Annotated in this window: 22 protein-coding genes; 9 read left to right on the top strand and 13 right to left on the bottom strand. The window is 58.7% G+C overall.

The genetic code is table 11. From position 1 onward, the window contains the following. Positions 1 to 2: 2 nt before the first annotated feature. Positions 3 to 713, top strand: coding sequence for a GNAT family protein (locus RA27_RS03445; protein ID WP_039534995.1), 711 nt, complete (start codon positions 3 to 5; stop codon positions 711 to 713). A 1-nt stretch (position 714) separates the two neighbouring features. Here the strand turns inward: RA27_RS03445 and RA27_RS03440 are convergent, their stop codons facing one another. Then, positions 715 to 1,410, bottom strand: a complete 696-nt coding sequence (locus RA27_RS03440; protein WP_052265210.1) for an SIMPL domain-containing protein — start codon at positions 1,408 to 1,410, stop codon at positions 715 to 717. Positions 1,411 to 1,574: 164 nt separating this feature from the next. On the opposite strand from RA27_RS03440, the gene RA27_RS03435 reads away from it, so the two are divergent. Then, a complete protein-coding gene (locus RA27_RS03435; protein ID WP_039534993.1) occupies positions 1,575 to 3,479 on the top strand; it encodes a hypothetical protein in 1,905 nt (634 codons plus the stop codon). A gap of 71 nt (positions 3,480 to 3,550) precedes the next feature. Here the strand turns inward: RA27_RS03435 and hppD are convergent, their stop codons facing one another. Continuing rightward, positions 3,551 to 4,648, bottom strand: coding sequence for a 4-hydroxyphenylpyruvate dioxygenase (gene hppD, locus RA27_RS03430; protein ID WP_039534991.1), 1,098 nt, complete (start codon positions 4,646 to 4,648; stop codon positions 3,551 to 3,553). A gap of 147 nt (positions 4,649 to 4,795) precedes the next feature. On the opposite strand from hppD, the gene RA27_RS03425 reads away from it, so the two are divergent. Together RA27_RS03425 and RA27_RS03420 are read left to right on the top strand one after the other, a co-directional pair. After that, on the top strand, positions 4,796 to 5,251 hold the full coding sequence (locus RA27_RS03425) for an Lrp/AsnC family transcriptional regulator (protein ID WP_039534990.1): 456 nt from the start codon (positions 4,796 to 4,798) through the stop codon (positions 5,249 to 5,251). 20 nt (positions 5,252 to 5,271) lie between these two features. Further along, positions 5,272 to 7,155 (top strand): monovalent cation:proton antiporter-2 (CPA2) family protein, encoded by a 1,884-nt coding sequence (locus tag RA27_RS03420; protein ID WP_039534988.1) that lies wholly within the window; start codon positions 5,272 to 5,274, stop codon positions 7,153 to 7,155. A gap of 17 nt (positions 7,156 to 7,172) precedes the next feature. On the opposite strand, the gene cobT is transcribed toward RA27_RS03420, so the two are convergent. After that, entirely contained in the window at positions 7,173 to 8,183 is a 1,011-nt protein-coding gene (cobT, locus tag RA27_RS03415) for a nicotinate-nucleotide--dimethylbenzimidazole phosphoribosyltransferase (protein ID WP_039534987.1), read from the bottom strand. A gap of 79 nt (positions 8,184 to 8,262) precedes the next feature. On the opposite strand from cobT, the gene cobS reads away from it, so the two are divergent. Continuing rightward, on the top strand, positions 8,263 to 9,027 hold the full coding sequence (cobS, locus tag RA27_RS03410) for an adenosylcobinamide-GDP ribazoletransferase (RefSeq protein ID WP_039536905.1): 765 nt from the start codon (positions 8,263 to 8,265) through the stop codon (positions 9,025 to 9,027). On the opposite strand, the gene RA27_RS03405 is transcribed toward cobS, so the two are convergent. The 6 genes from RA27_RS03405 to RA27_RS03380 form a co-directional block, all read right to left on the bottom strand. Further along, entirely contained in the window at positions 9,024 to 9,785 is a 762-nt protein-coding gene (locus RA27_RS03405; RefSeq protein WP_039534985.1) for an ion channel, read from the bottom strand. The two genes, cobS and RA27_RS03405, sit on opposite strands and share 4 nt — an antisense overlap. A 124-nt stretch (positions 9,786 to 9,909) precedes the next feature. Further along, positions 9,910 to 10,425 carry a CarD family transcriptional regulator gene (locus tag RA27_RS03400; RefSeq protein ID WP_039534983.1) on the bottom strand — a complete coding sequence of 172 codons (516 nt, stop codon included), beginning with the start codon at positions 10,423 to 10,425 and terminating at the stop codon, positions 9,910 to 9,912. 284 nt (positions 10,426 to 10,709) lie between these two features. Further along, positions 10,710 to 11,048, bottom strand: coding sequence for a ferredoxin FdxA (gene fdxA, locus RA27_RS03395; RefSeq protein ID WP_039534981.1), 339 nt, complete (start codon positions 11,046 to 11,048; stop codon positions 10,710 to 10,712). A gap of 66 nt (positions 11,049 to 11,114) precedes the next feature. Beyond that, positions 11,115 to 11,480, bottom strand: coding sequence for an RNA-binding S4 domain-containing protein (locus RA27_RS03390; RefSeq protein ID WP_039534979.1), 366 nt, complete (start codon positions 11,478 to 11,480; stop codon positions 11,115 to 11,117). Positions 11,481 to 11,486: 6 nt separating this feature from the next. After that, the gene (locus tag RA27_RS03385; RefSeq protein ID WP_039534978.1) at positions 11,487 to 14,294 is read right to left on the bottom strand and encodes a helicase-related protein; all 2,808 of its coding nucleotides are present in this window, start codon (positions 14,292 to 14,294) and stop codon (positions 11,487 to 11,489) included. Between the two features lie 23 nt (positions 14,295 to 14,317). Continuing rightward, positions 14,318 to 14,926, bottom strand: coding sequence for a tetratricopeptide repeat protein (locus RA27_RS03380; protein ID WP_039534976.1), 609 nt, complete (start codon positions 14,924 to 14,926; stop codon positions 14,318 to 14,320). A 30-nt stretch (positions 14,927 to 14,956) separates the two neighbouring features. On the opposite strand from RA27_RS03380, the gene RA27_RS03375 reads away from it, so the two are divergent. The 3 genes from RA27_RS03375 (at position 14,957) to RA27_RS03365 (ending at position 18,118) form a co-directional block, all read left to right on the top strand. After that, positions 14,957 to 15,247, top strand: coding sequence for an SCP2 sterol-binding domain-containing protein (locus RA27_RS03375; protein WP_039534974.1), 291 nt, complete (start codon positions 14,957 to 14,959; stop codon positions 15,245 to 15,247). Then, positions 15,247 to 16,224, top strand: a complete 978-nt coding sequence (locus RA27_RS03370) for an alpha/beta hydrolase (protein WP_039534972.1) — start codon at positions 15,247 to 15,249, stop codon at positions 16,222 to 16,224. The genes RA27_RS03375 and RA27_RS03370 overlap by 1 nt, the downstream gene beginning before the upstream one ends. A 73-nt stretch (positions 16,225 to 16,297) precedes the next feature. After that, positions 16,298 to 18,118 carry a M3 family oligoendopeptidase gene (locus RA27_RS03365; protein WP_039534969.1) on the top strand — a complete coding sequence of 607 codons (1,821 nt, stop codon included), beginning with the start codon at positions 16,298 to 16,300 and terminating at the stop codon, positions 18,116 to 18,118. 31 nt (positions 18,119 to 18,149) lie between these two features. On the opposite strand, the gene RA27_RS03360 is transcribed toward RA27_RS03365, so the two are convergent. Genes RA27_RS03360 through RA27_RS03350 form a run of 3 tightly spaced genes read right to left on the bottom strand, consistent with a single transcriptional unit; the run spans position 18,150 to position 20,362 of the window. Further along, entirely contained in the window at positions 18,150 to 19,046 is an 897-nt protein-coding gene (locus RA27_RS03360) for a DMT family transporter (RefSeq protein WP_193746459.1), read from the bottom strand. A 15-nt stretch (positions 19,047 to 19,061) separates the two neighbouring features. Continuing rightward, positions 19,062 to 19,331, bottom strand: a complete 270-nt coding sequence (locus RA27_RS03355) for a DksA/TraR family C4-type zinc finger protein (protein ID WP_039534965.1) — start codon at positions 19,329 to 19,331, stop codon at positions 19,062 to 19,064. 56 nt (positions 19,332 to 19,387) lie between these two features. Further along, complete coding sequence (locus RA27_RS03350; RefSeq protein ID WP_039534963.1) at positions 19,388 to 20,362, bottom strand: Gfo/Idh/MocA family oxidoreductase; 975 nt, start codon at positions 20,360 to 20,362, stop codon at positions 19,388 to 19,390. Positions 20,363 to 20,699: 337 nt separating this feature from the next. Between RA27_RS03350 and RA27_RS23070 the strand changes: the two genes are divergently transcribed. Further along, positions 20,700 to 21,767, top strand: a complete 1,068-nt coding sequence (locus RA27_RS23070; protein WP_052265159.1) for a fasciclin domain-containing protein — start codon at positions 20,700 to 20,702, stop codon at positions 21,765 to 21,767. Positions 21,768 to 21,811: 44 nt separating this feature from the next. Here RA27_RS23070 and rpoH read toward each other — a convergent pair whose 3' ends face one another. After that, positions 21,812 to 22,708: an RNA polymerase sigma factor RpoH gene (gene rpoH / locus RA27_RS03340; RefSeq protein ID WP_039534961.1), complete on the bottom strand. Its 897-nt coding sequence runs from the start codon at positions 22,706 to 22,708 to the stop codon at positions 21,812 to 21,814. Positions 22,709 to 22,722: the final 14 nt, after the last annotated feature.

Here is a 22,722-nt window from a genome sequence, read left to right as displayed (position 1 = left end):
CGATGGCAGGGCACGATACAAATGAACTGGGTCAGCCTATTGGTCTTCCGGTAGAGGGCGAGTTTCCTCGCCCCACCCCGCCTTACACACCGATGCAAGGCCGGTTCTGCTCTGTTGTGCCGTTGGATGTAAACCGACATGCGCCCGGCTTGTTCCGGGCGTTTGCAAGTGACACGGATGGCCATAACTGGACATACCTGCCGTATGGGCCTTTCAGCTCCGAGGCTGATTTCACCGCATGGGCACAGAATAACTGCATGGATGCCGACCCGATGTTCCATACGGTGCTCGACGCGGATGAGGTGCCCGTGGGGATGGCCTCGTACCTGCGGGTCGAACCAGCGGCGGGTGCAATTGAAGTGGGCCACATCCATTTCTCACCCCTGCTGCAGCGTAAACCGCAATCAACCGAAGTGATGTATCTGATGATGCGCCGGGTGTTCGATGAGCTTGGATATCGCCGCTACGAATGGAAATGCGACGCCCTGAACGCGCCATCGCGTCAGGCAGCAGAACGGCTGGGGTTCACGTTCGAGGGCATATTCCGGCAAGCGACTCATTACAAAGGGCGCAACCGGGATACCGCTTGGTTCTCAATTATCGACAGCGAATGGCCGCGCATTCGGGCTGCTTTCGAGAACTGGCTTGCTCCGGGAAATTTCGATGCGGCGGGCCGGCAGCGCCAATCGCTGCAAGCCCGCGCGGAATCATAGATCAGTCCGAAATTTCGAACTCCATCGCGATATTGACCGAGACGGAGATCTCTCCGCCCGCGACCGGAACACCACCGGCATCCGACATCGCCATTTCGCGCATCTGAGCCATCGGACGGACGCCGCCACCGTGATCATTGATCGATATCACAGGGCCCAGAGTAATCCCGGCCGCCTGCGCCAGTTGCTGCGCCTTCTCCGTTGCATCGGCCACGGCCTTTGCACGCGCTTCAGCCTCTAGCGGTTTGGGCTCTTGCACACCAAAGCTCAGGCCGCCGAAATCATTGGCCCCGTCCCTGATGACCGCATCCATGATCTGGCCCAGTTTATCCAGATCCCGAACCCGCACCGAAACACGGTTGGACGCTGTAAAACCGGTGATCTTCGGCGCCTCGTTGCTGGAGTTGCTGCGCCCCGACCAGACCGGAGAAAGAGACAGATCGCGTGTCTGCACATCCCGCGATTCCAGCCCCATCTCATCCAACCGTGCAAGAATCTGCGTTACCGCATCAGAGGTGGCCTGCATCGCGACGGATGCCTGCACGTCCTGATTGGTCACACCAAGCGTTATCGTCGCCATATCGGGTGCTGCCAGGGCCGTTCCGGTCCCGCTGACGGTGATGCGACGTTCTTCCGCATGGGCGGGCAGCGCCGCGACTGCTGCGGTCATCGCAGCCAGAAAAGCAAGTGTCTTCAAGGTGATCCCTCCTGTTTGCTTGCGTTCAAGATGGGTTTTCACATCGGCACACGGCAAGGGGGAAACGTGCCTTTTTCTTTCCCTCGGCGAGTTCCTGCTATAAATTCGGTAGGCAGGCGTCAGAGCGTTTGCATCAAAGCTGACAATTATGGTTCATCCGGATTATGAAACCCGCCTTTGCGCTGTCATTTTCTGAAAACGGCATTTCCTTGCATCACCAGTCGGATGGAGACTGGTACTGCATTGGCACTGTCCCGCTGGATGCGCCGGACTTCGCGGACCAGATGCAGGCGCTGCGGGATCAGGGATTCGCACTGGAAAATGATCTGAGTTGCAAGCTTGTCATCCCATCAGATCAAGCGCGCCTTTTAACGGTCGATACCGATGGGCTGGATTCGGATGCGGCGGAACAGGAAGTTCGATCCGTACTGGAAACGGCCACACCTTACGACCTGTCCGAACTGGCCTATGTCGCCATTCCCGATGGTGCGAACACTCGTGTCGCCGCCGTGGCACAGCAGACATTGGATGAGGCCCGCTCGTTCGCCATCGAACATGGCTTCATTCCCGAGGCGTTTTGGGTCAGCGCGACAGGCCAAGACGCCTTGACGGGTCCGGTCCACGAATTGCCCGTAAGCGAGCCGGTCATCGCCAGCCCTGCAGTGGTGACCGAACCCTCCGAAACTGCGTCCGACGACACGCCGGATATGCCGGTCCACGCCATTGCGGATGCGGCAGATCCATCAACCTTCCGTCCAGCTCAGAGCGCGCTGCCATCGACGTCTTCGCCGCCTGCGGGCGTGAAAAGATATGTCATTCCGGCCGTTGCCGCATCTGTTCTGCTGGGCATAGTGCTGGGCCTCTGGTCCCTGGGCCCGGACGAGCCAACGGTCGAAACGCCGGAACCACAAGTGGCTGAGACGCCCGCATCTGAACCACAGACCGAGGTCGCGACGACACTTGAGCCCGGCGAACCAGATGTTGCGGAGATACCGACAGAAGCGGAAGCTGCCCCGGCTGTCTCTGAGGGCGAAACAGAGCTGTCGGCGACGGATGCTGCCATTCTCGAAGCCTTGAAGATCGCGCCGGAACCCGTAGAAGAGATTGCCAAACTGCCCGATACTACGGCAGAATTTCGGGACTTCACCGGGACTGCACCAGTTGAGCCAGCCGCTTTGGCCGAACCGTCGCGGGACCAGAGCACCGATACCTATCTGACCTCGGTCGATCGCGCTGATCTTGCAACCGACACGATCGCGCTGCCCTCGGCCGGCAGCCTCGACACCGATGAACCTTTCGAACCGACCGCGCTGCCGGGTGCGGCTGGTCAACGGTTCGAACTGGATGCGCGCGGGTTGGTGACCCCCACCCCCGAGGGCACACTGAACCCGGCTGGCGTCACGGTTTATCTGGGACGCCCGGCATCGGTACCTCCTGAACCGCCAACACGGTTCGAAACCGAACCCGTAATCGAAGAGGTCGATGACCGGCTTGCCGGCCTCCGGCCCCGTCCGCGCCCGGAAAATCTTGTCGATCAGTTCGAGCGGCAGCAGCTCGGCGGCCGGTCTCGCGAGGAGCTGGCGGCCGTGCGGCCCAAATTGCGGCCTGAAAGCCTGCAATCCAGACCGCAGGTTGACGAGACGCCCACCGCCCTGGCCGTTGTTCGTGTTCCCCGGCCCAAAACACGCCCTGCGAATATCGCCGCATTGGTCGCGAAGAAACCGGGCGCGGGCAGCGCTCCGCTTGGGTCAACTGCGAACGTGGCGGCCACGGATGACGAGGCCGGGTCCTTCCAGCCGAGGTCGGTGAAGCCGAAGATACCGACAACCGCCTCGGTCGCGCGACAGGCGACCATCGACAACGCGATCAACCTGCGCAAACTCAACCTGATCGGTGTCTACGGCACTCCGGCCAATCGCCGAGCATTGGTGCGCCTGCCGAGCGGGCGGTACAAGAAATTGAAAGTGGGTGACCGCATCGACGGCGGCAACGTCGTCGCCATCGGTGACAGCGAACTGCGCTATCAGAAACGCGGGAAGAACATCACGCTAAAAATGCCACGCGGATAGCGGCAATACGAGACGGAGCGCCGATATCATGAAGACACGGCGCTCCGACGTTCGGTTTTGCAGGTCTGCGATCAGGCGGCCGAGATTTCACCCGATTCAATCTGTTCGCGTTCGATAGATTCAAACAGGGCTTTGAAGTTGCCCTCACCGAATCCGTCATCCCCCTTGCGCTGTATGAACTCAAAGAAGATCGGGCCGATCACAGTCTTCGAGAAAATCTGCAGCAGAATCCTGGTCTCGCCCCCATCCACGACACCTTCGCCGTCGATCAGGATTCCATGTTGCATCATCCGGTGCTTGGGTTCGTCATGACCGGTCACGCGGTCATAGGACATGTCATAGTAGGCCTCGTTCGGACCAGGCATGAACTTCAAGCCCTTCTCGGCAATCGCATCGGTCGAGCTGTAGATATCGTCGCTGCCAACGGCGATGTGCTGAATGCCTTCACCTTTGTACTTCTTCAGATATGAAACAATCTGCCCGGTTTCACCCCGGTCTTCGTTGATCGGAATTCGAATTCGACCGCAGGGAGACGTCAGCGCCCGGCTGTAAAGACCGGTGAACTTTCCCTGGATATCAAAGAATCGGATTTCGCGGAAATTGAACAGGTCGCCGTAGAACCTGAACCACTTGTCCATGTTGCCCTTGAACACATTATGGGTCAGGTGATCGAGATAGTAGAACCCGTCACCACCCGGCTTGGACTGTTTCAGCCACTCGAATTCCTCGTTATAGGGCGATGTGTCGTAATATTGGTCGATAAAATAGATCAGTGAGCCACCAATGCCTTTGATGGCCGGGACATTCATCGTCTTGTCGGCCTCATCGTAAGGCTCGGCGCCTTTGGCAATTGCATGTTCATAGGCTTTTTGCGCATCCACCACGCGCCAGCCCATCGACGGGGCGCAGGGGCCGTGCTCGGCCGCGAATTTGGCTGCAAAACTGTCGGCGTCCGCATTCAGAATATAGGTGACATCGCCCTGCTGCCACAGCTCGACCTTGGGCGTGTCCCGGTGATAACCGACATATTCAAACCCCATCCGCGCAAACAGATCGCGCAGTTCCTGCGGCTCGGGGTGGGCGAACTCCACGAATTCGAACCCGTCGGTGCCGGCAGGGTTTTCATCGCTGATGACAGATTTCGGGGCGTTATGCGGGAAAGGACCCATGGCGCGTCTCCTTGGAAAACAGGAATTTCTTTGCTGATTCAAAAATACGCCTTAATCAGCGCTGTTTCTGCGCGTTGTTTTCGTGTAAACTAAGTCTAAGCGCGTAAATTCCGCATGTATCGAATAAAAAATGGAGAATATCCGCACGTGCTCGATGCAACAGATACACGGCTATTGTCCGCTTTACAGAAAAACGCGCACCTGACGGCGCATCAGCTGGGCGAGATGTTGAACCTGTCCGCCAGCCAGGCGGGCCGCCGCCGCCAGCGACTGGAAGCCGAAGGCTATATCACCGGATACACCGCCCGGCTGGACCCGCTGAAGCTGGGGCTGCAGGTACAGGGGTTCATTCAGGTGCATTTGGGGACGCACGGCCCGGAGCAATCCGCCAGTTTCGCCCGTATGGTCAACACCCGCCCCGAAATCAGCAGCGCCTGGACGATGACCGGAGAGGCTGATTACCTGCTTCATGTCTATTGTGACGATCTGCCAGCGCTCAACAGCTTGCTTCACGAGGTGATCCTGCCCCATCCTGCAGTGGCACGGGTCCAAAGCCAGATCGTGATGGACCAATTGAAACGCGACGCTCCGCTCCCGACCTGAGCGCACAGGAAAGAACGATAATGAATGAGTTCCTTTATCAGGCATCAATCTATCTGGCAGCGGCGGTGATTGCCGTACCTTTATCGGCGCGCCTGGGGTTGGGGTCAGTTCTGGGGTATCTGGCGGCGGGCATTGCCATCGGACCCATTCTGGGTCTTGTCGGGGCCGAAACCGAAAGCCTGCAACATGTCGCCGAATTCGGCGTTGTCATGATGCTGTTCCTTATCGGGCTCGAGTTGGAGCCGCGCGCCCTCTGGGATATGCGAGACAAGCTGCTGGGCCTCGGAGGGCTGCAGGTCGCCCTGTCGACCGCCGCCATCGCCGCAGTGGCATTTTATGCCGGGCACGCATGGTCGGTGGCGCTGGCGGTAGGGCTTACCCTATCTCTGTCCTCGACGGCGATCGTGCTGCAGACCCTGTCCGAAAAGGGGCTGATGCAAACAAACGGCGGGAGGGCAACCTTCTCGGTCCTGCTGACGCAAGACATTGCCGTGATCCCGATTCTTGCCTTCCTGCCGCTCCTGGCACTACCTGCAAGCATCCAAATTGAAGACGATGGCTCGATCAATCGGGGCGTTGGTGCGGCCCACGGTGCGGATCATCACGCCACGCTGTCATTGGTCGAAGGGTTGCCCGGCTGGGCGGTCACGCTTGTAACCATCGGAGCGGTCGCCTTCGTCGTACTGGCGGGCATTTACCTGACCCGTCCCCTGTTCCGGTTCATCCACGCCACACGCCTGCGCGAGATGTACACGGCGCTGGCGCTGATGATCGTGGTCGGCATCTCGTTCCTGATGACGCTGGTGGGCCTTTCCCCTGCCCTGGGCGCGTTTCTGGCGGGCGTCGTTCTGGCCAGCTCGGAATTCCGGCATGAGATGGAGAGCGACCTTGAGCCCTTCAAGGGGCTTTTGCTGGGTTTGTTCTTCATCACTGTCGGCGCCGGAATTGATGTGGGGTATTTCTTCGCTGATCCGTTTGATCTGATCGGTCTGGCCCTGCTGGTCATTCTGGCCAAAGGCATCATCCTGTTCATCGTCGGGCGTGCCTTCAAGCTGCGCGGCCGCGATCACTGGCTTTTCACGCTGGGGCTGGCCCAAGCCGGTGAGTTCGGTTTTGTCCTGCTGGCGTTCTCAACGCAGCAGAACGTGATTCCGCCGGGCCTGTCCCAAAAACTTCTGATGATTATCGCCCTGACGATGCTGATCACACCACTTCTGTTCATCCTCTACGACTTGCTTACCCGCTACGCCAGAGACAGCAAACCGCAGGTCGAACCGGACGAGATCGACGAAAGAGGTCCGGTCATCATCGCGGGAATTGGACGCTTTGGTCAGATCGTCAACCGCCTGGTGCAGGCCAGCGGCTTCAAGACCGTGGTTCTGGATCATGACATTGAAACCATCCAGCTTATGCGGCGGTTCGGCGTGAAAGGTTTCCTGGGCGATCCGACACGCCCCGAGCTGCTGCGCGCCGCCGGGATCGAAAAAGCTGCCGTTCTGGTCGCGGCTATGGATGATTATAAGCAAGTCACCCGTCTGGTCGGATATGCCCGCCGCCAGCGGCCCGACCTGCACATCATCGCCCGCGCCCGAGACCGCAACCACGTGTACGAGCTCTATCAGGCGGGTGCGAATGACATCGTGCGAGAGATGTTCGACGGATCGCTGCGCGCCGGACGTTATGTTCTGGAGAATATCGGCCTCAGCGAATATGAGGCCGCGCAGGCCGAACAGACCTTTTACCATCATGACCGGGGGTCGGTACGCGAACTGGCCGAGCTTTGGATACCCGGAATGCCGACGGCCGAGAACAAGAAATACATCGAGCGGGCGCGGCAACTGGAAAAAGATCTGGAAACCGCGCTACTGGAGCTGGCAGAGGAACACGCCAAGAAGTCGGCGTGACCCTCCTGACACCCGGCTTAGCCGTCCGAGACACCGGCTTCGGCAAAGGTCGCCATGCCTGAATGGCAGGCCACCGCGCTTTTCAGGATGTTGATCGCCAGCGCCCCGCCAGAACCCTCGCCCAATCGCAAGCCGAGGCTGAGCAACGGTTCCTTGCCCAGCTTGCTCAGCATCGCCGCATGAGCGCCCTCAGCGCTTTGGTGGCCCGCAATGGTATGATCGAGTGCGGCGCCTGATAGTTGCGCCAGACAAGCTGCCGCAGCGGTGCAAATGAAACCGTCTAGGATGACCGGAATGCGCAATACGCGGGCCGCAGCAATGGCCCCCGCCATGGCCGCAATCTCGCGCCCGCCCAGACAGCGCAGGATATGAAGGCCATCGCCCTGACCGTGCAGGGCAACACCTTCCGCAACGACACGGGTTTTATTGGCTAATCCGGCATCATCCACTCCGGTTCCGCGCCCGGTCCAGTCGGCGGCTTCGCCACCGAACAGTGCGCAAGCGATGGCCGCGGCCGGGGTTGTGTTGCCGATCCCCATCTCTCCGACAACCAGCAGATCAGCGCTCGGATCAACCGCCTGCCAGCCGGTGCGAAGGGCCTGTAGCAACTCGTCCTCGCTCATCGCCGGGCCTTGTGTGAAATCCGCTGTCGGGCGCTCCAGATCAAGCGCGTGTACGTCCATCTTCGCGCCTGCGGCTTTGGCAAGCTGGTTGATCGCGGCGCCGCCATGTTCGAAATTCATGACCATCTGCACCGTTACCTCTGGCGGGAAAGCTGAAACGCCCTGAGCCGTCACCCCGTGATTACCAGCGAACACGATGACCTGAGGTGCAGTGATCTGAGGCCGCGCATCCCCGCGCCAGCCAGCGTACCAGATCGCCAGATCTTCAAGCCGCCCCAGCGCTCCGGGCGGTTTGGTCAACTGGCCATTTCGCTCTTCAGCACCATTTACCGCTGACGGGTCTGGTCCGGGCGCATCGGCCAGCGCATTGCGGAAACTGTTCAGGTCGGTGAGTTCGGGCAGCATTGAAAGCCTCGTTGCATCAGAGTGGTCCTGTGTGTTTAACCAATGCTGGCACATCAACAAGACCCGGAAAGGCCTGGGAGTGAACAAAAACGACACCGCCCTGTTTTCCCGCTGGGATATCCCCGTGGCTTTGGTCCTGCTGACCCGTCTGCCGCTGCCAAAACTGCCCGAAGCCAGTTTCGCCCGGCAAGCACGCGCCGCTTGGGCCTTTCCCCTCGCCGGTCTTATCGTTGGCGCTCTTGCGTGTGGAGTCGCATGGATTGCGATCTGGGTGCAGTTACCCACCTTTGCGGCTGCAAGCCTGCTGGTTGCAACGCTGATCATTGTCACGGGCGCCATGCATGAAGACGGACTGGCCGACACCGTCGATGGGTTATGGGGTGGTTTCTCGGCTGAGCGGCGACTGGAGATCATGAAAGACAGCCATATTGGCACCTACGGCGTGCTGGCACTGCTGCTGTCGCAACTCCTGCGCATCGCCGCCATTGCCACCCTTCTTGGTGCGGGGATGCTGACGGGTGTGTTGGCAGCTTGTGTGTTCTCACGCGCTCTGATGCCCGCCCTCATGACGTTACTTCCGAATGCCCGGCAAACCGGGCTGAGCCATTCGGTCGGTGCTCCACCTTTGCCTACAGTTCTGGCCGGTCTTGTGCTGGCGGCACTGCTTTCTCTGGTTTTGCTCGGTAGCCTCGCTTTCGCCCCTATGCTTTTTGCGATGATTGCCGGCGGGATCGTAGCCCGGATCGCCAAAGCCAAGATTGGCGGCCAGACCGGAGACATTCTGGGAGCAACGCAACAGGTGGGTGAAATCACCTTTCTCCTGGCGCTTGCGGCCCTGATCTAACCAGCCCCTCCGGTCTCGATCCTCAGTGTCGCACCACAATGTTTGCAATGCACGGCGTCAGGGTCGTGACGGAACAGCCCGCAACTTGGGCATTTGTAACGCACTTTCTGAGGCATGAAAATCGCCTGTGCCAGTCGCACGAACAGCGCCACGCCCACCACCATGATGAATACCGAGAACAGCTTTCCCGCCGGTGTCGTCAAAGTGATATCGCCAAACCCCGTGGTCGTCAGAGTGGCCATCGTGAAATACAGCGCATCTATATAGGGCGTCTGTGAATCCTCAGGCACAAAAAAGACCAGCACTGCAGTCGAGGTCGCGAAGACAAAGACCAGCAGATTGATCGCCGCAATCACCGCGTCCTCATGGGTGCGGAAAAACCTGCTGTCTCGTCGCAAGTCCCGCAGCAGATGATAGGAGTGAATAAGGCGCAGGGCGCGCAATATTCGCAGAAACGCCAGATTTCCGGTCAGGAACGGATCTAGAAAAAGCGAAGCAATAACAACGATATCAGCCAGTGTGTATATCTTGCATAGCAGCTTCCAACGATCCTTCGCGATCCACAACCGGGCCGAAAAATCCATCAGAATTAGCACGCCAACGCCGATACTCGCCACCGTGAGGCCGGGACCATGCGGGATATGCGCAGTGGCGACAAAGAACACGATGGTCGCGATATCGAACAGGATCAGACCATACCGAAACCAGACGGAAATCGGGTCGTGGCTGATGTATAGGAACTTTACAGCCTGCTTCATCCTGGTCCCGCATCCTCTTATTTATGAATAAGAAATACCCTCAAGCCATCACGGTACCAAACGTTGGCTCACGAAAAAAGCCGCCCCGATGACGGAGCGGCTTTGAACCTGGTTGTGCCCGTGATCAGGCAGCGGCGGCGCGTGAGGTCAGTACCTCGTCAACCTGCTTGGCTGCCGAGATTTCATCCGCACCGGATACGGCAGCGACCTCGCGGGTCAGACGCTCAAGCGCGGCCTCATAGAGCTGACGTTCCGAATAGCTCTGCTCGCGCTGGTCATCTGTGCGGTGCAGGTCGCGGACCACTTCGGCGATCGAGATCAGATCACCCGAGTTGATCTTTTGCTCATATTCCTGCGCCCGGCGCGACCACATGGCGCGTTTAACCTTGGCCTTGCCCTTCAGCGTTTTCATCGCCTGGCTGATCACATCAGGTGAGCTGAGCGAACGCAGGCCGGATTCGGTGACCTTGTTGGTCGGCACGCGCAGGGTCATCTTGTCTTTTTCAAAAGAGATCACGAACAGCTCAAGCGAGAAGCCTGCGACTTCCTGCTCTTCGATCGATACGATCTGACCTACGCCATGAGCCGGGTAGACGACATAATCGTTCGGGCGGAACTCAAGCTTTTTCGACTTCGACATTCAGATTCATCCTTGGTTGCGAGACCGGGATACGAGACGACAAAACGCCCCATCCGTGGCCTTGGTCGGCCCCGTCAGGCGGCTGCGTTGTCATAAAATTAGAACTCCAAAGCGAGCATACTTACGGAGCGTATCCCAATCTCAGTCATCATTCAGGGGTTAGTATATCACAAAAATGCGACACTCAAAAGAGCGCTCGTCACAAACTGCCCGAAAGCACTTTGTTATCTGACACTTGTAGTCGATCTTCACCCTTTGCGGGGAAGACTGACCAAGCGAATCGCTTAGCCACCTTCACCGGGTGCTTCAGAGAAATACTTCTCCATCTTGCCTTCTTCACCGTCCCGCTCTTCGGCCTCGGGCAGCGGATCTTTCTTGGTGACGATCACTGGCCATTGCTCCGAGAATTTACGGTTGAACTCCACCCATTGCTCCATTCCCGGCTCAGTATCAGGGCGGATCGCGTCAGCGGGGCATTCAGGCTCGCACACACCGCAATCGATGCATTCGTCGGGGTGGATGACCAGCGTGTTCTCACCTTCGTAGAAACAGTCCACCGGGCATACCTCAACACAGTCGGTATATTTGCAGGCAATGCAGTTTTCGGTGACAACATAGGTCATGGCTGGACTTTCCGTTTGCGTTTGAGCGTCTAGCTAATTCAGACTGCCCGCCTCTTCAAGAGAAGATCACCCCTTCGGAGTGCGAGAAAGATCAAGCGCGCGGCGATCCTTCTTGGTTGGACGACCCTTTCCCTCGAAACCCGGATTTCTGGGCGGTGCGTCCTTCTTTTCGGTCATATCGAAGTACAATGTTTGCGCCTCGGGTGCCGGACCGCGGCGCTCACCCAGTTTTTCGATACGAACAACCCGGATGATCCGCCCCTGTGGAAAGGTCAGAACATCTCCGGGTGCCACGGCCTGCGCTGGTTTCAGCACCCGGTTTCCGTTTAGTCTGACATGGCCGCCGCTGACCTGTTTGGCGGCCAGGCTGCGGGTCTTGAAGAACCGCGCCTGCCACAACCATTTGTCAATCCGCAGCTTGGCCTGATCCATGACGGATCAGTTGCCGTCCTTCAAACCCATCAGCGCGGCGGCGAAGGGGTTGTCGGGATCGATGGCCTTTTCCTTTTTCGGAGGCCGTGACGAGAATGACTTGGCGCCCTGAGGCTTACCGCCCTTCTTGCCTTGCGGCTTGCGACCGTCCTGAGGTTTCCCTCGCGGCTTGCCTTTGCCCTGCCCCTGCTCGCGGCGCGGGCCACGGTTTTGCTGGCGCTGGCGACCCCAAGTGAAGGTATAGAACACCTCAACCTCTGGCTCATCCGCAGCGGGTGCCTCGTCTGCCGCCTCGGTGCTTTCGGTGGCCTCGGCTGGCGCCTCGGCGGGTGTCGCGACGTCTTCGGTCGGTGCCTCTGGCGCAGGAGTATCTTCGGCGACAGGTTGCTCAGGCGCGTCTGTCGTAGTTTCGGGTACGGTTTCGACCGGTGCTGGCTTCACCTTCTCACGCTCGCCACGTTCGGCCTTGTAGCCCAGCCCCTGCATCAGGTCAGCGAACTGATCCAACGTCATACCGGTGATCGACAACATATCAGGCTTGGCTTCGAATCCGCCCCGGCTGTCCTCGGACCGCAACATGTCGGCCAGACGTTCCAGCATGTCGATCCGGATCGAACGTTCACCCGCGTCGCGGTAGCCGCACATGGTGTCATAACCCTGCGGCGCGTCCTTGGCGACGGGCACGGTAACCAGGCCCGGAGGTGGCGCTTCGGGAAACTCCTGCAAGCCGCTTGACAGTGCCCAGAGAACCAGACGCAGGCGCGTTGGTGCAGGTTTCAACAGCAGTGGCATGAAGATGGTGAATTGACCAAAGCGAATGCCGTGCTTGCGCAACGCGCCACGGGCGTCCTGATCCAGATCCTTGACCTCTTGCGCGACAGCTGCGCGAGGCAGCACGCCCAGCGCCTCGACCATGCGGAAGGCAAAGCCTTTGGCCAGACCGCTCAGCTCTTCATCCCGCGACAGGTTCAGCAGCGGCTCGAACAGAGCAGCCACCTTGCGGTCGATGAAATGCTGCAGGCGGCGCTGAACCTTTTGCTCCACGTCCGGCCCGGCGGCCTCATCAACAAAAACCTCGACCACGGGCTTGAGAGGTTCGGCCCCGGCAACCAGTTTGCCGACAGCGTACTCGCCCCACATCAGGCCACCCTGATCGGTGAAATCAATTTCGGTATCGGGCGCGTTGTAGAAGCGATCGGCACGCAGATGGAATTGCGGCGCGAGTGCTTGCAGAGACGCCGATTTCAAAGCTTTCGCCTCGGTTCCCTGCGCGCTTTTGTCCGGAGTAAACCGGAACCCTTCCAGACGACCGACGAATTCGCCTTCGACGGTCACTTCACCCTTGTCATTTACTTCGGCCAAAAGGGCCTCCTTCTGTTTGAGCCGGCGCAGCAATACAGATGTACGCCGGTCCACAAATCGTTGGGTCAAACGATCGTGAAGAGCGTCTGACAGCCTGTCTTCTACAGTGCGCGTTTCCTCACGCCAATGGGATTCGTCACGTACCCATCCGTTTCGTTGCGCAACATATGTCCAGGTGCGAATATATGCCAACCTTTTGGACAGTGCATCAATATCCCCATCCGTCCGGTCGATCCGGCGGATTTGCCGCGCCATGAAATCGTCGGGGATTGACCCCTTCTCGTGAAGGTGGCCGTAAATCACTTCAAGAAGGCTGGCGTGTTCGGCGTGGCTGATGCCCCGAAAATCAGGGATTCGGCAGACATCCCACAGCAATCGGACCGACGGGCCATCGCTGGCGCGCGCTATGACCTCGGTGACCTGCGACAGAGATTTCAGCGCGTGCAGATCGTCTGCTGGTCGCGCCTTTATGAGGTGCTCGTTGTTAGGGCCGACCTCAAGCGAGTCGATGAGCGCCTCGATCGAGCCAAACCTGAGGGCAGCATTCCGCCAGTTCAGCTTTTTCATCGGCGTGAACCGGCTGTCCATGATCGCTTGCGCCACGCCTTCGTCCAGCGGCGGTGCTTCTCCGGTCACGCCAAACGTGCCATCCGACATGCCACGCCCTGCCCGACCTGCGATCTGGGCCAGTTCGTTGGGCGCCAAAGGACGCATACGGCGACCGTCGAATTTGGTAAGGGATGAGAACGCCACATGGTTCACATCCAGATTCAGACCCATGCCGATGGCATCGGTAGCCACGAGATAATCGACCTCACCATTCTGGTAGAGATCGACCTGCGCATTCCTTGTGCGCGGGCTAAGGGCACCCATGACGACTGCCGCTCCGCCCTTCTGCCGACGAAGCAATTCGGCAATGGCATAAACATTCTCGACCGAAAACCCGACGATGGCGCTGCGGGCAGGCATCCGGCTAATCTTCTTCGACCCGGAATAGACCAGTTGAGACATCCGCTCGCGCCGGACAAACTGCGCCTCGGGGACAAGCGCGGCAATTGCACCCCGCATGGTATCAGAGCCCAGAAACAGCGTTTCGTTCGTTCCGCGTGCGCGCAGAAGACGGTCGGTAAATACATGGCCACGTTCGGGATCGGCACAAAGCTGGATTTCGTCGATGGCAACGAAATCCGCGCCCATATCTTCGGGCATCGCCTCGACGGTGCAGACCCAATACTGCGTTCGAGGTGGTACGATCCGCTCTTCGCCCGTAACCAAAGCCACAACCGAGGCACCTCGGATGGCCACGATCTTGTCATAGACCTCACGCGCAAGCAGACGAAGCGGCAAGCCGATCACGCCGGTGCGATAGCCCAGCATACGTTCGATTGCGTAATGGGTTTTGCCTGTATTCGTCGGGCCAAGTACGGCCACGATTCGGGATGACCCGCTCACCTTCGCCCCCTGTGCGTTAAAACCTACAGCGCCTTGCCTTCAACCTGAGGCGTCAGCCGATTCACGGCATTGGTTACGTCTTCGTGATGGGGATGTATAGCCAGCGCGCGGGAATACGCCTGCAGCGCCTGTTCGGGCTTGCCCACGATCTCGAAGATCAGACCGAGGCCATAGATAGCCTCATAGTTGTTCGGGTTCAGGGTCAGGGCATGTTCCAGATCGGCCGCCGCCATCCCGAACCGGTCAATCCCAAAGAAGGCCGAGGCGCGTACATGCCAGCCTTCGGCAAACTCGGGCGCGTGGTCGATCAGTGCGGTCAGGTGATCCAGCGCGGCTTCGATATCCCCGTCGTCCAATGCCTCTCGGCCCCGCTCCAGCAGCAGATCGGCCGACGCCGACCCCGATTGCGACCACAACGCCTGCAATTGCCGATCCAATCCGATGGCCTGCTCAGGCGTCGACTGCGCCAGCTGTTGCAACAGCACGGCCTCGTCACGCGAATCCGCCTGTTGCGCGGCGCAACTGGTGGAAAACGTGACTATCGCGGCAAATGCCGCAACGGTACCTTTGAGATTGGTGATTGCAATGCCCATAACAATGGTCAGTGTAGCGTTGCGACCGGGGATGTCCATTCACGGCGCACTAACAAAATGAGGAAGACCATGAGCGATACTTTGGAAAAAGCCGCAGCGGCATTGAATGAGAAACTGTCGGGTGGCGATTTCGACGCATCGGCCAAATTTGCCATCGCCGATCTGGGCGCTATCGTTCTGGATGCAAGCGGTGCGCGCGTCAGCGACGAAGATGCCGACGTGACCCTCAGCGCCGATGCGGACACGTTCGAGCAGATTCTCAGCGGTGACCTGAACCCGACCGGCGCATTCATGTCCGGCAAGCTGAGCGTCGACGGAGATATGGGTGTCGCCATGAAACTCGCCTCGGTGCTGGCCTGATGGAGTTCTCGCCGGCCCCCTTTTTCGAAGACGTGGCCGGCGGCCCTGCCGGTGGTGCAGCGCATTGGCTGACCACCGAAGACGGCAAGCGCATCCGCGTTGGGTTTTGGCGCCCCGAAGGCGAAGCGCGCGGCACCGTGATGCTTTTCCCCGGCCGCACGGAATACATTGAGAAATACGGCAACGCGGCGAAAGAGTTCGCAGACCGTGGCTTTGCCAGCCTCTCGGTTGACTGGCGCGGACAGGGTCTTGCGGATCGCCTGTTGCCGAACCCGCGCATCGGTCATGTCGAACAGTTCACTGACTACCAGCGCGATGTACGCGCCGTGCTTGAGCTGGCCCGACAGCAGGACCTGCCGAAACCATGGCACGTCATCGGTCATTCAATGGGCGGAGCCATCGGGCTGCGTGCTGTGTTGGAGGGGGCCGATTTTGCATCCTGCGCCTTTACCGGCCCGATGTGGGGCATCTTCTTTACCCCGATAATGAAACCGCTCAGCCAGTTGACCGCCTATTGGGGGCCGCGTCTTGGGCTGGGAGAGAAAATTCCACCGACTACATCTCTGGAAAGCTATGTCGCCTCGCAACCCTTCGAAGGGAACGTCCTGACCCGCGACCCCGATATGTACAGGATGATGCAAGACCAGCTGGTCGCGCATCCGGAACTGGCCTTGGGCGCGCCGTCCACGATTTGGCTGCGCGAGGCACTGGATGAATGTATCTGGCTGATGGAGCAGACAGCGCCTGACATTCCTGCCCTGACCTTCCTCGGCAGCCACGAACAGATCGTGGATCGCAAGGCAATACGCACGCGCATGGCGAACTGGCCCAGTGGCACTCTGGTCGAGATACCCGACGGCGAGCACGAAGTGCTGATGGAGGCGCCCGAGGTGCGCGGACCGGTCTTTGACCAGTTGGCTGATCATTTCCTCGGCGCTCGGCCCAAAGCGGTGAGGGAACCCGCCCTGTCTCAGTGATTGCCACAGCTTGCTTGTGATCCGGACACGTCGCGCCTAAATGTTTGCCAACGCAGTTTATTCGAGGTGACCCATGCGCGACCTTCCCTTTCCCGTCCATGATGCAAATGCTGGTGGCGGCACCGATGATCTGGGCAATCTGCCGGAATGGGATCTGACGGACCTCTATGCATCGGAAGAAGCGCCGGAACTGGCCCGCGATCTGGACTGGCTGGAGGGCGAATGCGCTGCCTTCGCCGCCGATTATGAAGGCAAGCTGGCCGGGTTGGACGCCGCCGGTCTGCTGGCCTGCGTGCAGCGCAACGAAAAGATCAACGCCATCGCAGGGCGCATCATGTCCTTCGCCGGTCTGCGCTACTATCAACTGACCACCGATGCGGACCGCGCCAAGTTCCTGTCGGACATGCAGGAAAAGATCACTGTTTTCACGACGCCGCTGGTCTTTTTCACGCTCGAAATCAACCGCATTGACGATGACGTGCTGAAGGCGCATTTCAACGACAACACCGATCTGGCGCGGTACGAGCCCGTGTTCCGCCGCATTCGCGCGATGAAACCCTATCAGCTGTCCGACGAGTTGGAGAAGTTTCTGCACGATCTGGGTGTCGTCGGTGACGCCTGGGAGCGTCTGTTCGACGAGACCATCGCGGGTTTGACCTTCACCGTTGACGGCGAAGAACTGAATATCGAAGGCGCTCTGAACCTGCTGACCGAGCAGGACCGCAGCAAGCGCGAAGCCGCTGCGCGTGAGCTGGCGACCGTTTTCCAAAGCAACATCAAAACCTTCGCCCGCGTTCATAACACGCAAGCAAAGGAAAAAGAGATCGTTGATCGCTGGCGCAACATGCCGACCGCCCAGACAGGTCGTCATCTGTCAAACGACGTTGAGCCCGAAGTGGTCGAAGCCCTGCGCGAGGCCGTTGTGGCCGCCTACCCCAAGCTGAGCCATCGCTACTACGAACTGAAACGCAAATGGCTGGGTCTGGACGTCATGCAGGTCTGGGACCGCAATGCCCCCCTGCCGATGGAGGACACCCGCATCGTTGATTGGGCCGAGGCCGAGAAGACGGTGATGGACGCCTATAACGCTTTCGATCCCCGCATGGGAGAGATCGCATCGCCTTTCTTCTCGAAAGGGTGGATCGATGCGGCGGTGAAGCCCGGTAAAGCGCCCGGCGCCTTCGCGCATCCCACGGTAACCGAAGTGCATCCTTACGTGATGCTCAACTATTTGGGCAAACCGCGCGACGTGATGACGCTGGCGCATGAGCTTGGCCACGGTGTGCATCAGGTATTGGCCGCCGATCAGGGTGAGATGCTTTCGTCCACCCCCCTGACGCTGGCTGAAACCGCCAGCGTGTTTGGCGAAATGCTCACCTTCCGCAAAATGCTGGACAAAGCCGAAACGCCCGAGCAGCGCAAAGTTCTGCTGGCTGGCAAGGTCGAGGACATGATCAACACGGTCGTCCGCCAGATTGCGTTCTATGACTTTGAATGCAAGCTCCACGCCGCCCGCCGCGAGGGCGAATTGACCCCGGACGACATCAACGCCCTGTGGATGAGCGTTCAGGCCGAAAGCCTTGGCCCCGCGTTCGAATTCATGGACGGGTATGAGACCTTCTGGGCCTATATCCCTCATTTCGTCCACTCTCCGTTCTACGTCTACGCCTATGCGTTCGGCGACGGTCTCGTGAACGCGCTATACTCGGTTTACGAAAGCGGTGCGGACGGATTCGAGGACAAGTACTTTGAATTGCTGCGCGCCGGTGGCTCCAAGCACCACAAGGAACTGCTGGAACCGTTCGGACTGGACGCCAGCGACCCGGAGTTCTGGGACAAAGGCCTATCGATGATCTCCAGCTTTATTGACGAGTTGGAAGCTATGGAAAGCTAACAAAATAAGGGCAGCCTTTAGCGGGCTGTCCTTATTTGTTTTCAGCCTTCTTCATAGTGGTCATGAAAATCGCCGCCACAATCAAAACCGCTCCGACAACTGCAAGCGGCGTTATGGTCGCGCCCAGAAAAAGCGCTGAGTTGATGAACGTAAAAACCACCGATGCGGCGAACATCAGCGTCGCCGTCAACGTCGAGACCCGCGCCGCAGCCTCATACCAGAGGTAGTAGGCCATTGCGGTTGGCAGCACACCCAGCAGGATCAGGAAGGCCACGTCATTTGCGGTAGGGACCTGCAGCGAGAACGCTGCCAAAGGCACCAAAAGAATGCCGGAACAAAGAAAGATACCGAACAGGAAATTCAACCGTTCGGCGGTTGTTTCCGACGACTGCATGGCCCGACTGCTCGAAATCAGAAACACGGCCCAACTTAGCCCCGCCCCAATCTCCATGAGATCGCCGAACAAGGGTTCCCCGCCGCCCTGAAAATCCTGATAGACGGTCAGGAATACGCCGAAAATGGCTAGCGTCGTCGCAAGCACTTCGGTGCGCCCAACCGCCGCGTCTGCGAAGAAGTACAAAAATATCAGCACAAAGAACGGCGCCGTGTTCTCCAGCACCATTGCGTTGGCGGCGCCGGTATGTTCAAGCCCGACATGGAATAGGATATAGTTCACAACCGTCGACAAGACCGCCAGGCAGAAGTTCCAATCCCGATACCGGACAGAGACCCGCGCGCCCATCAGACGCAACATGCAGAAGATCGCAAGCGCCGCGATGAACAAGCGGGATACCGCAATCTGCAACCCACCCGGATCGCTGGTCAGATAGCGCACGATGACACTGTGTGTCCCCCACAGAAACGCGGCAAGAAAGCCAAGGACCAGGCCGTTATGCAGCAATGACGATTTCTGCGGCTGGTCCTGCACCGGATGCCCCACGCGTTATTTCAACTGACTGTCTTTCGATCCGCGCCTATTGATCCCGCCGCGGGCCTTGAAGCTGCCGTCGCGATCTTGCTGGCAGTCAAGGCACAGCTTCACCCCAGGCAGAGCGCGGCGGCGCTTTTCCGGGATCGGTTCTTCGCATTCGGCGCAATGGGTCAGGCTTTCACCCACTGGTCGCTTTTGCGCCTGCATCCGCGCCAATTCATCCGAAATCGACGCTTCGATCTGTTCACTCACCGCGCCGTCGCGCGCCCAGCCGCCCGCCATTGTGTCCTCCTGATCCGGTCGGACCAGAGTAATCGAGGCACCCTGCTCGTGGCAAGTTACAGCGAAACGGCGGTATCAAAGACCTGATCGATAACCTCTTGCGTGCCGCGTGCGAACTCGAGTGGACAAGGATACGCGACCCCCTCCCGAACGGACCGGCCAAACGCCTCAACCTGCAGCCTGTAGTGATCATCCCCCGGGAACCGCGTCACCTGAACCTCAAGCCCCGGGCGATGCAGTTCAACCCGCGCCTCGCCGAAGACACGCGCGTTAAAAGGAGCGGTCAGACGGATAACACCACCTTCACCATGAAACACCATTTCCTGATGCGGATGCATTCGGGTCGAGACATAAGCGGAATAGGTAAAGCCCGGAAACCGCGCGCGAATTTCCGTGAAAACGTCCACGTCATTCTCCCATCGAATCGCGCCGCTGACTGAAACCGGCTCCTGCGCCGTTGCGAAACGCGCACCTCCGATCACGTATACACCGATGTCACGCAGCCCACCCCCGCCGGTCTCGGCGCGGTTGCGAATGTTGCCGGTATCCGCGCGGTTGTCATAGCTGAACGCTCCGGACACGTGGACTAGCTCACCAATCGCCCCATCGGCGATCAGCCTGCGGGTCAGATGCCACTGCGGATGATGCACGATCATATAAGCCTCGGCCGCCAGCAAGCCGGTCTGGTCACGTTTGGTAATCAGAGTATCAAACTCCCCGGCCCGCATGGCCATCGGCTTTTCGCAAAGTACATGCTTGCCTGCGTCCAGTGCCTTCAGGCTCCATTCGACATGCAGGTGGTTGGGTAACGGGATATAGACCGCCTCGATATCCGGGTCGGCCAGCAGCGCATCATAGCTGTAATAGACCTTCAGATCCGGGCAAAACCCGGTAAACGCCTCGGCCTTGGTGGGGTCTGACGTCGCCAGCCCCGCCAGACGGGCACTTTCAGCGGCATGGATCGCGGGTCCCATGTATTGTCGGGCGAATTTAGCTGCGCCCAGAACGCCCCAATTAACCGGTTTCTGCATACTCTTTCCTCAAGACAATTGTCCTAACCGCCAGCGGCGAGACGTTCGGGTTTTCGTTACCAAATGTCTATCAACCACAGTCAACTAAGTCAGGTCTTTCTCGATCAGCGATATATTCACGCCTTTCTTGTGATTTTCGACAAGATTAGAAAAACTGAATAACCCACCAAAATTAAAGCAGAACAAGTTTCCGATCTGTCATCAATACTTTTTCCACGGCGAATTTGTTGATCCATTCTGATGTTGTCGCCGTAGCCAAAACATCAACGGACAAACGTGGCCGAGACGTGCTCGGGCTGTCCGAAACTTGAGCATACAGGGTGGGAGGCTTTCTGAAATGCCAGGAACACACACGATTACCGGGACCGTTCTCAAAAGCGGTGATCCCGGAACCTTTGACGGCGACAATCAGGATTTTGACATATTGCGAGAAGCCGTAATTGCAGCTGGGCTGGCAGGGACGCTGGATGATCCAAATGCCGGGCTGACTGTCTTTGCGCCGAACGACGCCGCGTTTATCACTTTGGCACAGACACTGGGCTATCAGGAGTCCGACGAAGCCGGTGCACTTGGCCATATCGTCAAAGCCCTTACCCTTCTGGGCGGAGGCGACCCGATCCCATTGTTAACCAACATCCTGAAATACCATGTTGTCGACGGTGAATTCGATAGCACCGCCGTAATCGGGTTGGGCAACGGTACCGAAATCCCAACGCTGCTTGGCCCTTCGGTGAAGCTGGACCTTGAAAGCGACCCCAAAAGTCTGGGCGACGCTGATCCTGGGATAGACGATCCCGGCCTGATCGCGTTCGACGTGGACGCATCCAACGGGATCATTCATGTGCTGGATGGTGTTTTGTTACCGGTTTCGGTGACGGGTATTCTGGGCCAGAAGAATACCGACTTCATCCTGGGCGATGACAGTGACGAGTTCATCTTTACCGGGCGCGGAAAGGATTTCGTTCACGGCGGCGGGGGTAACGATGTCATCAATACCGGCTCGGGCAGTGACATCGCGCTTGGTGGCGCCGGGAATGACATCATCTTTGGAGGACGCGGCAAAGACATTCTGCGTGGCGACGAAGGTCATGACAAAATCTTCGGCGGGCGCGGACAGGATATCATCGACGGCGGTGCGGGTAACGACAAGCTGGTTGGCGGCCGTGGGAGTGACATTTTTGAGTTTGAAAAAGGAGACGGCGACGATTGGATTGTCGATTTCCGCGTCGGCAAGGACAAGATAGACTTGTCGGGGTACGACGGGATTACCGGCTTTGACGATATCGAAGACGATATCAGTGGTGGTTTCTTCGGCACGACAATCGACCTGGAAGACGGCGACAGCGTCTTCTTGTCAGCTGTCTGGGCAAGCCACCTGACCGAATCCGACTTCATATTTGCCTAAAAGACATCAGCCCGCTCATCTGGCGGGCTGATCTCAATCTGGGGTCAGTTCGATCCCAGCATTCCTTTTTCGCGCGCAAGCTCACGCATCTTCTTTTGCAGCTTCTCAAACGCGCGCACTTCGATCTGGCGAATGCGTTCGCGGCTGACATTGTACTGCGTACTCAGTTCCTCGAGCGTGACAGCCTGATCCATCAAACGGCGCTGCGTCAGGATATCTTTCTCTCGGTCGTTCAGAACATCCAATGCGGCGGCAAGCAACTCGCGCCGGGCTTCCAGCTCGTCACGCGCTTCGTAGTCGCCCGCCTGATCGGCGTCTTCGTCTTCAAGCCAGTCCTGCCATTGCATGGTGCCTTCGCCTTCGGACCCTACGGTCGCGTTCAGCGAGGCGTCCCCACCGGACATCCGGCGGTTCATGCTGATGACTTCTTCTTCGGTCACGCCCAGGTCTTCGGCGATCTGCTTGACATTTTCAGGGCGCAGGTCGCCCTCTTCCAGAGCGCCGATCCGGGCCTTGGCCTTGCGCAGGTTGAAGAACAGCTTCTTCTGCGCCGAAGTTGTTCCCAACTTTACCATCGACCACGACCGCAGCACATATTCCTGGATCGATGCACGAATCCACCACATGGCATAGGTCGCCAGCCGGAAGCCTTTCTCGGGGTCGAATTTCTTGACCGCCTGCATCAGGCCCACATTGGCCTCGGAAATCACCTCGGCCTGCGGCAGGCCATAGCCGCGATATCCCATCGCGATCTTGGCGGCCAATCGCAGGTGGGACGTCACCATCTTATGGGCGGCCTCGGTATCCTGTTCTTCGACCCAGCGTTTTGCCAGCATATATTCTTCTTCCGGCTCCAGCAGGGGAAACTTGCGAATCTCCTGCATATAGCGGTTCAACCCACCTTCTGGTGTGGGCGCTGGAAGATTTGAGTAATTTGCCATTTATTTCTGCCCCT

Origin of the sequence: Ruegeria sp. ANG-R (genome assembly GCF_000813985.1) — a bacterium.
Taxonomy (GTDB): Bacteria; Pseudomonadota; Alphaproteobacteria; order Rhodobacterales; family Rhodobacteraceae; genus Ruegeria.
The sequence above is the reverse complement of the archived record's forward strand: the minus strand, read 5'-3'. Positions and strand labels throughout refer to the sequence as shown.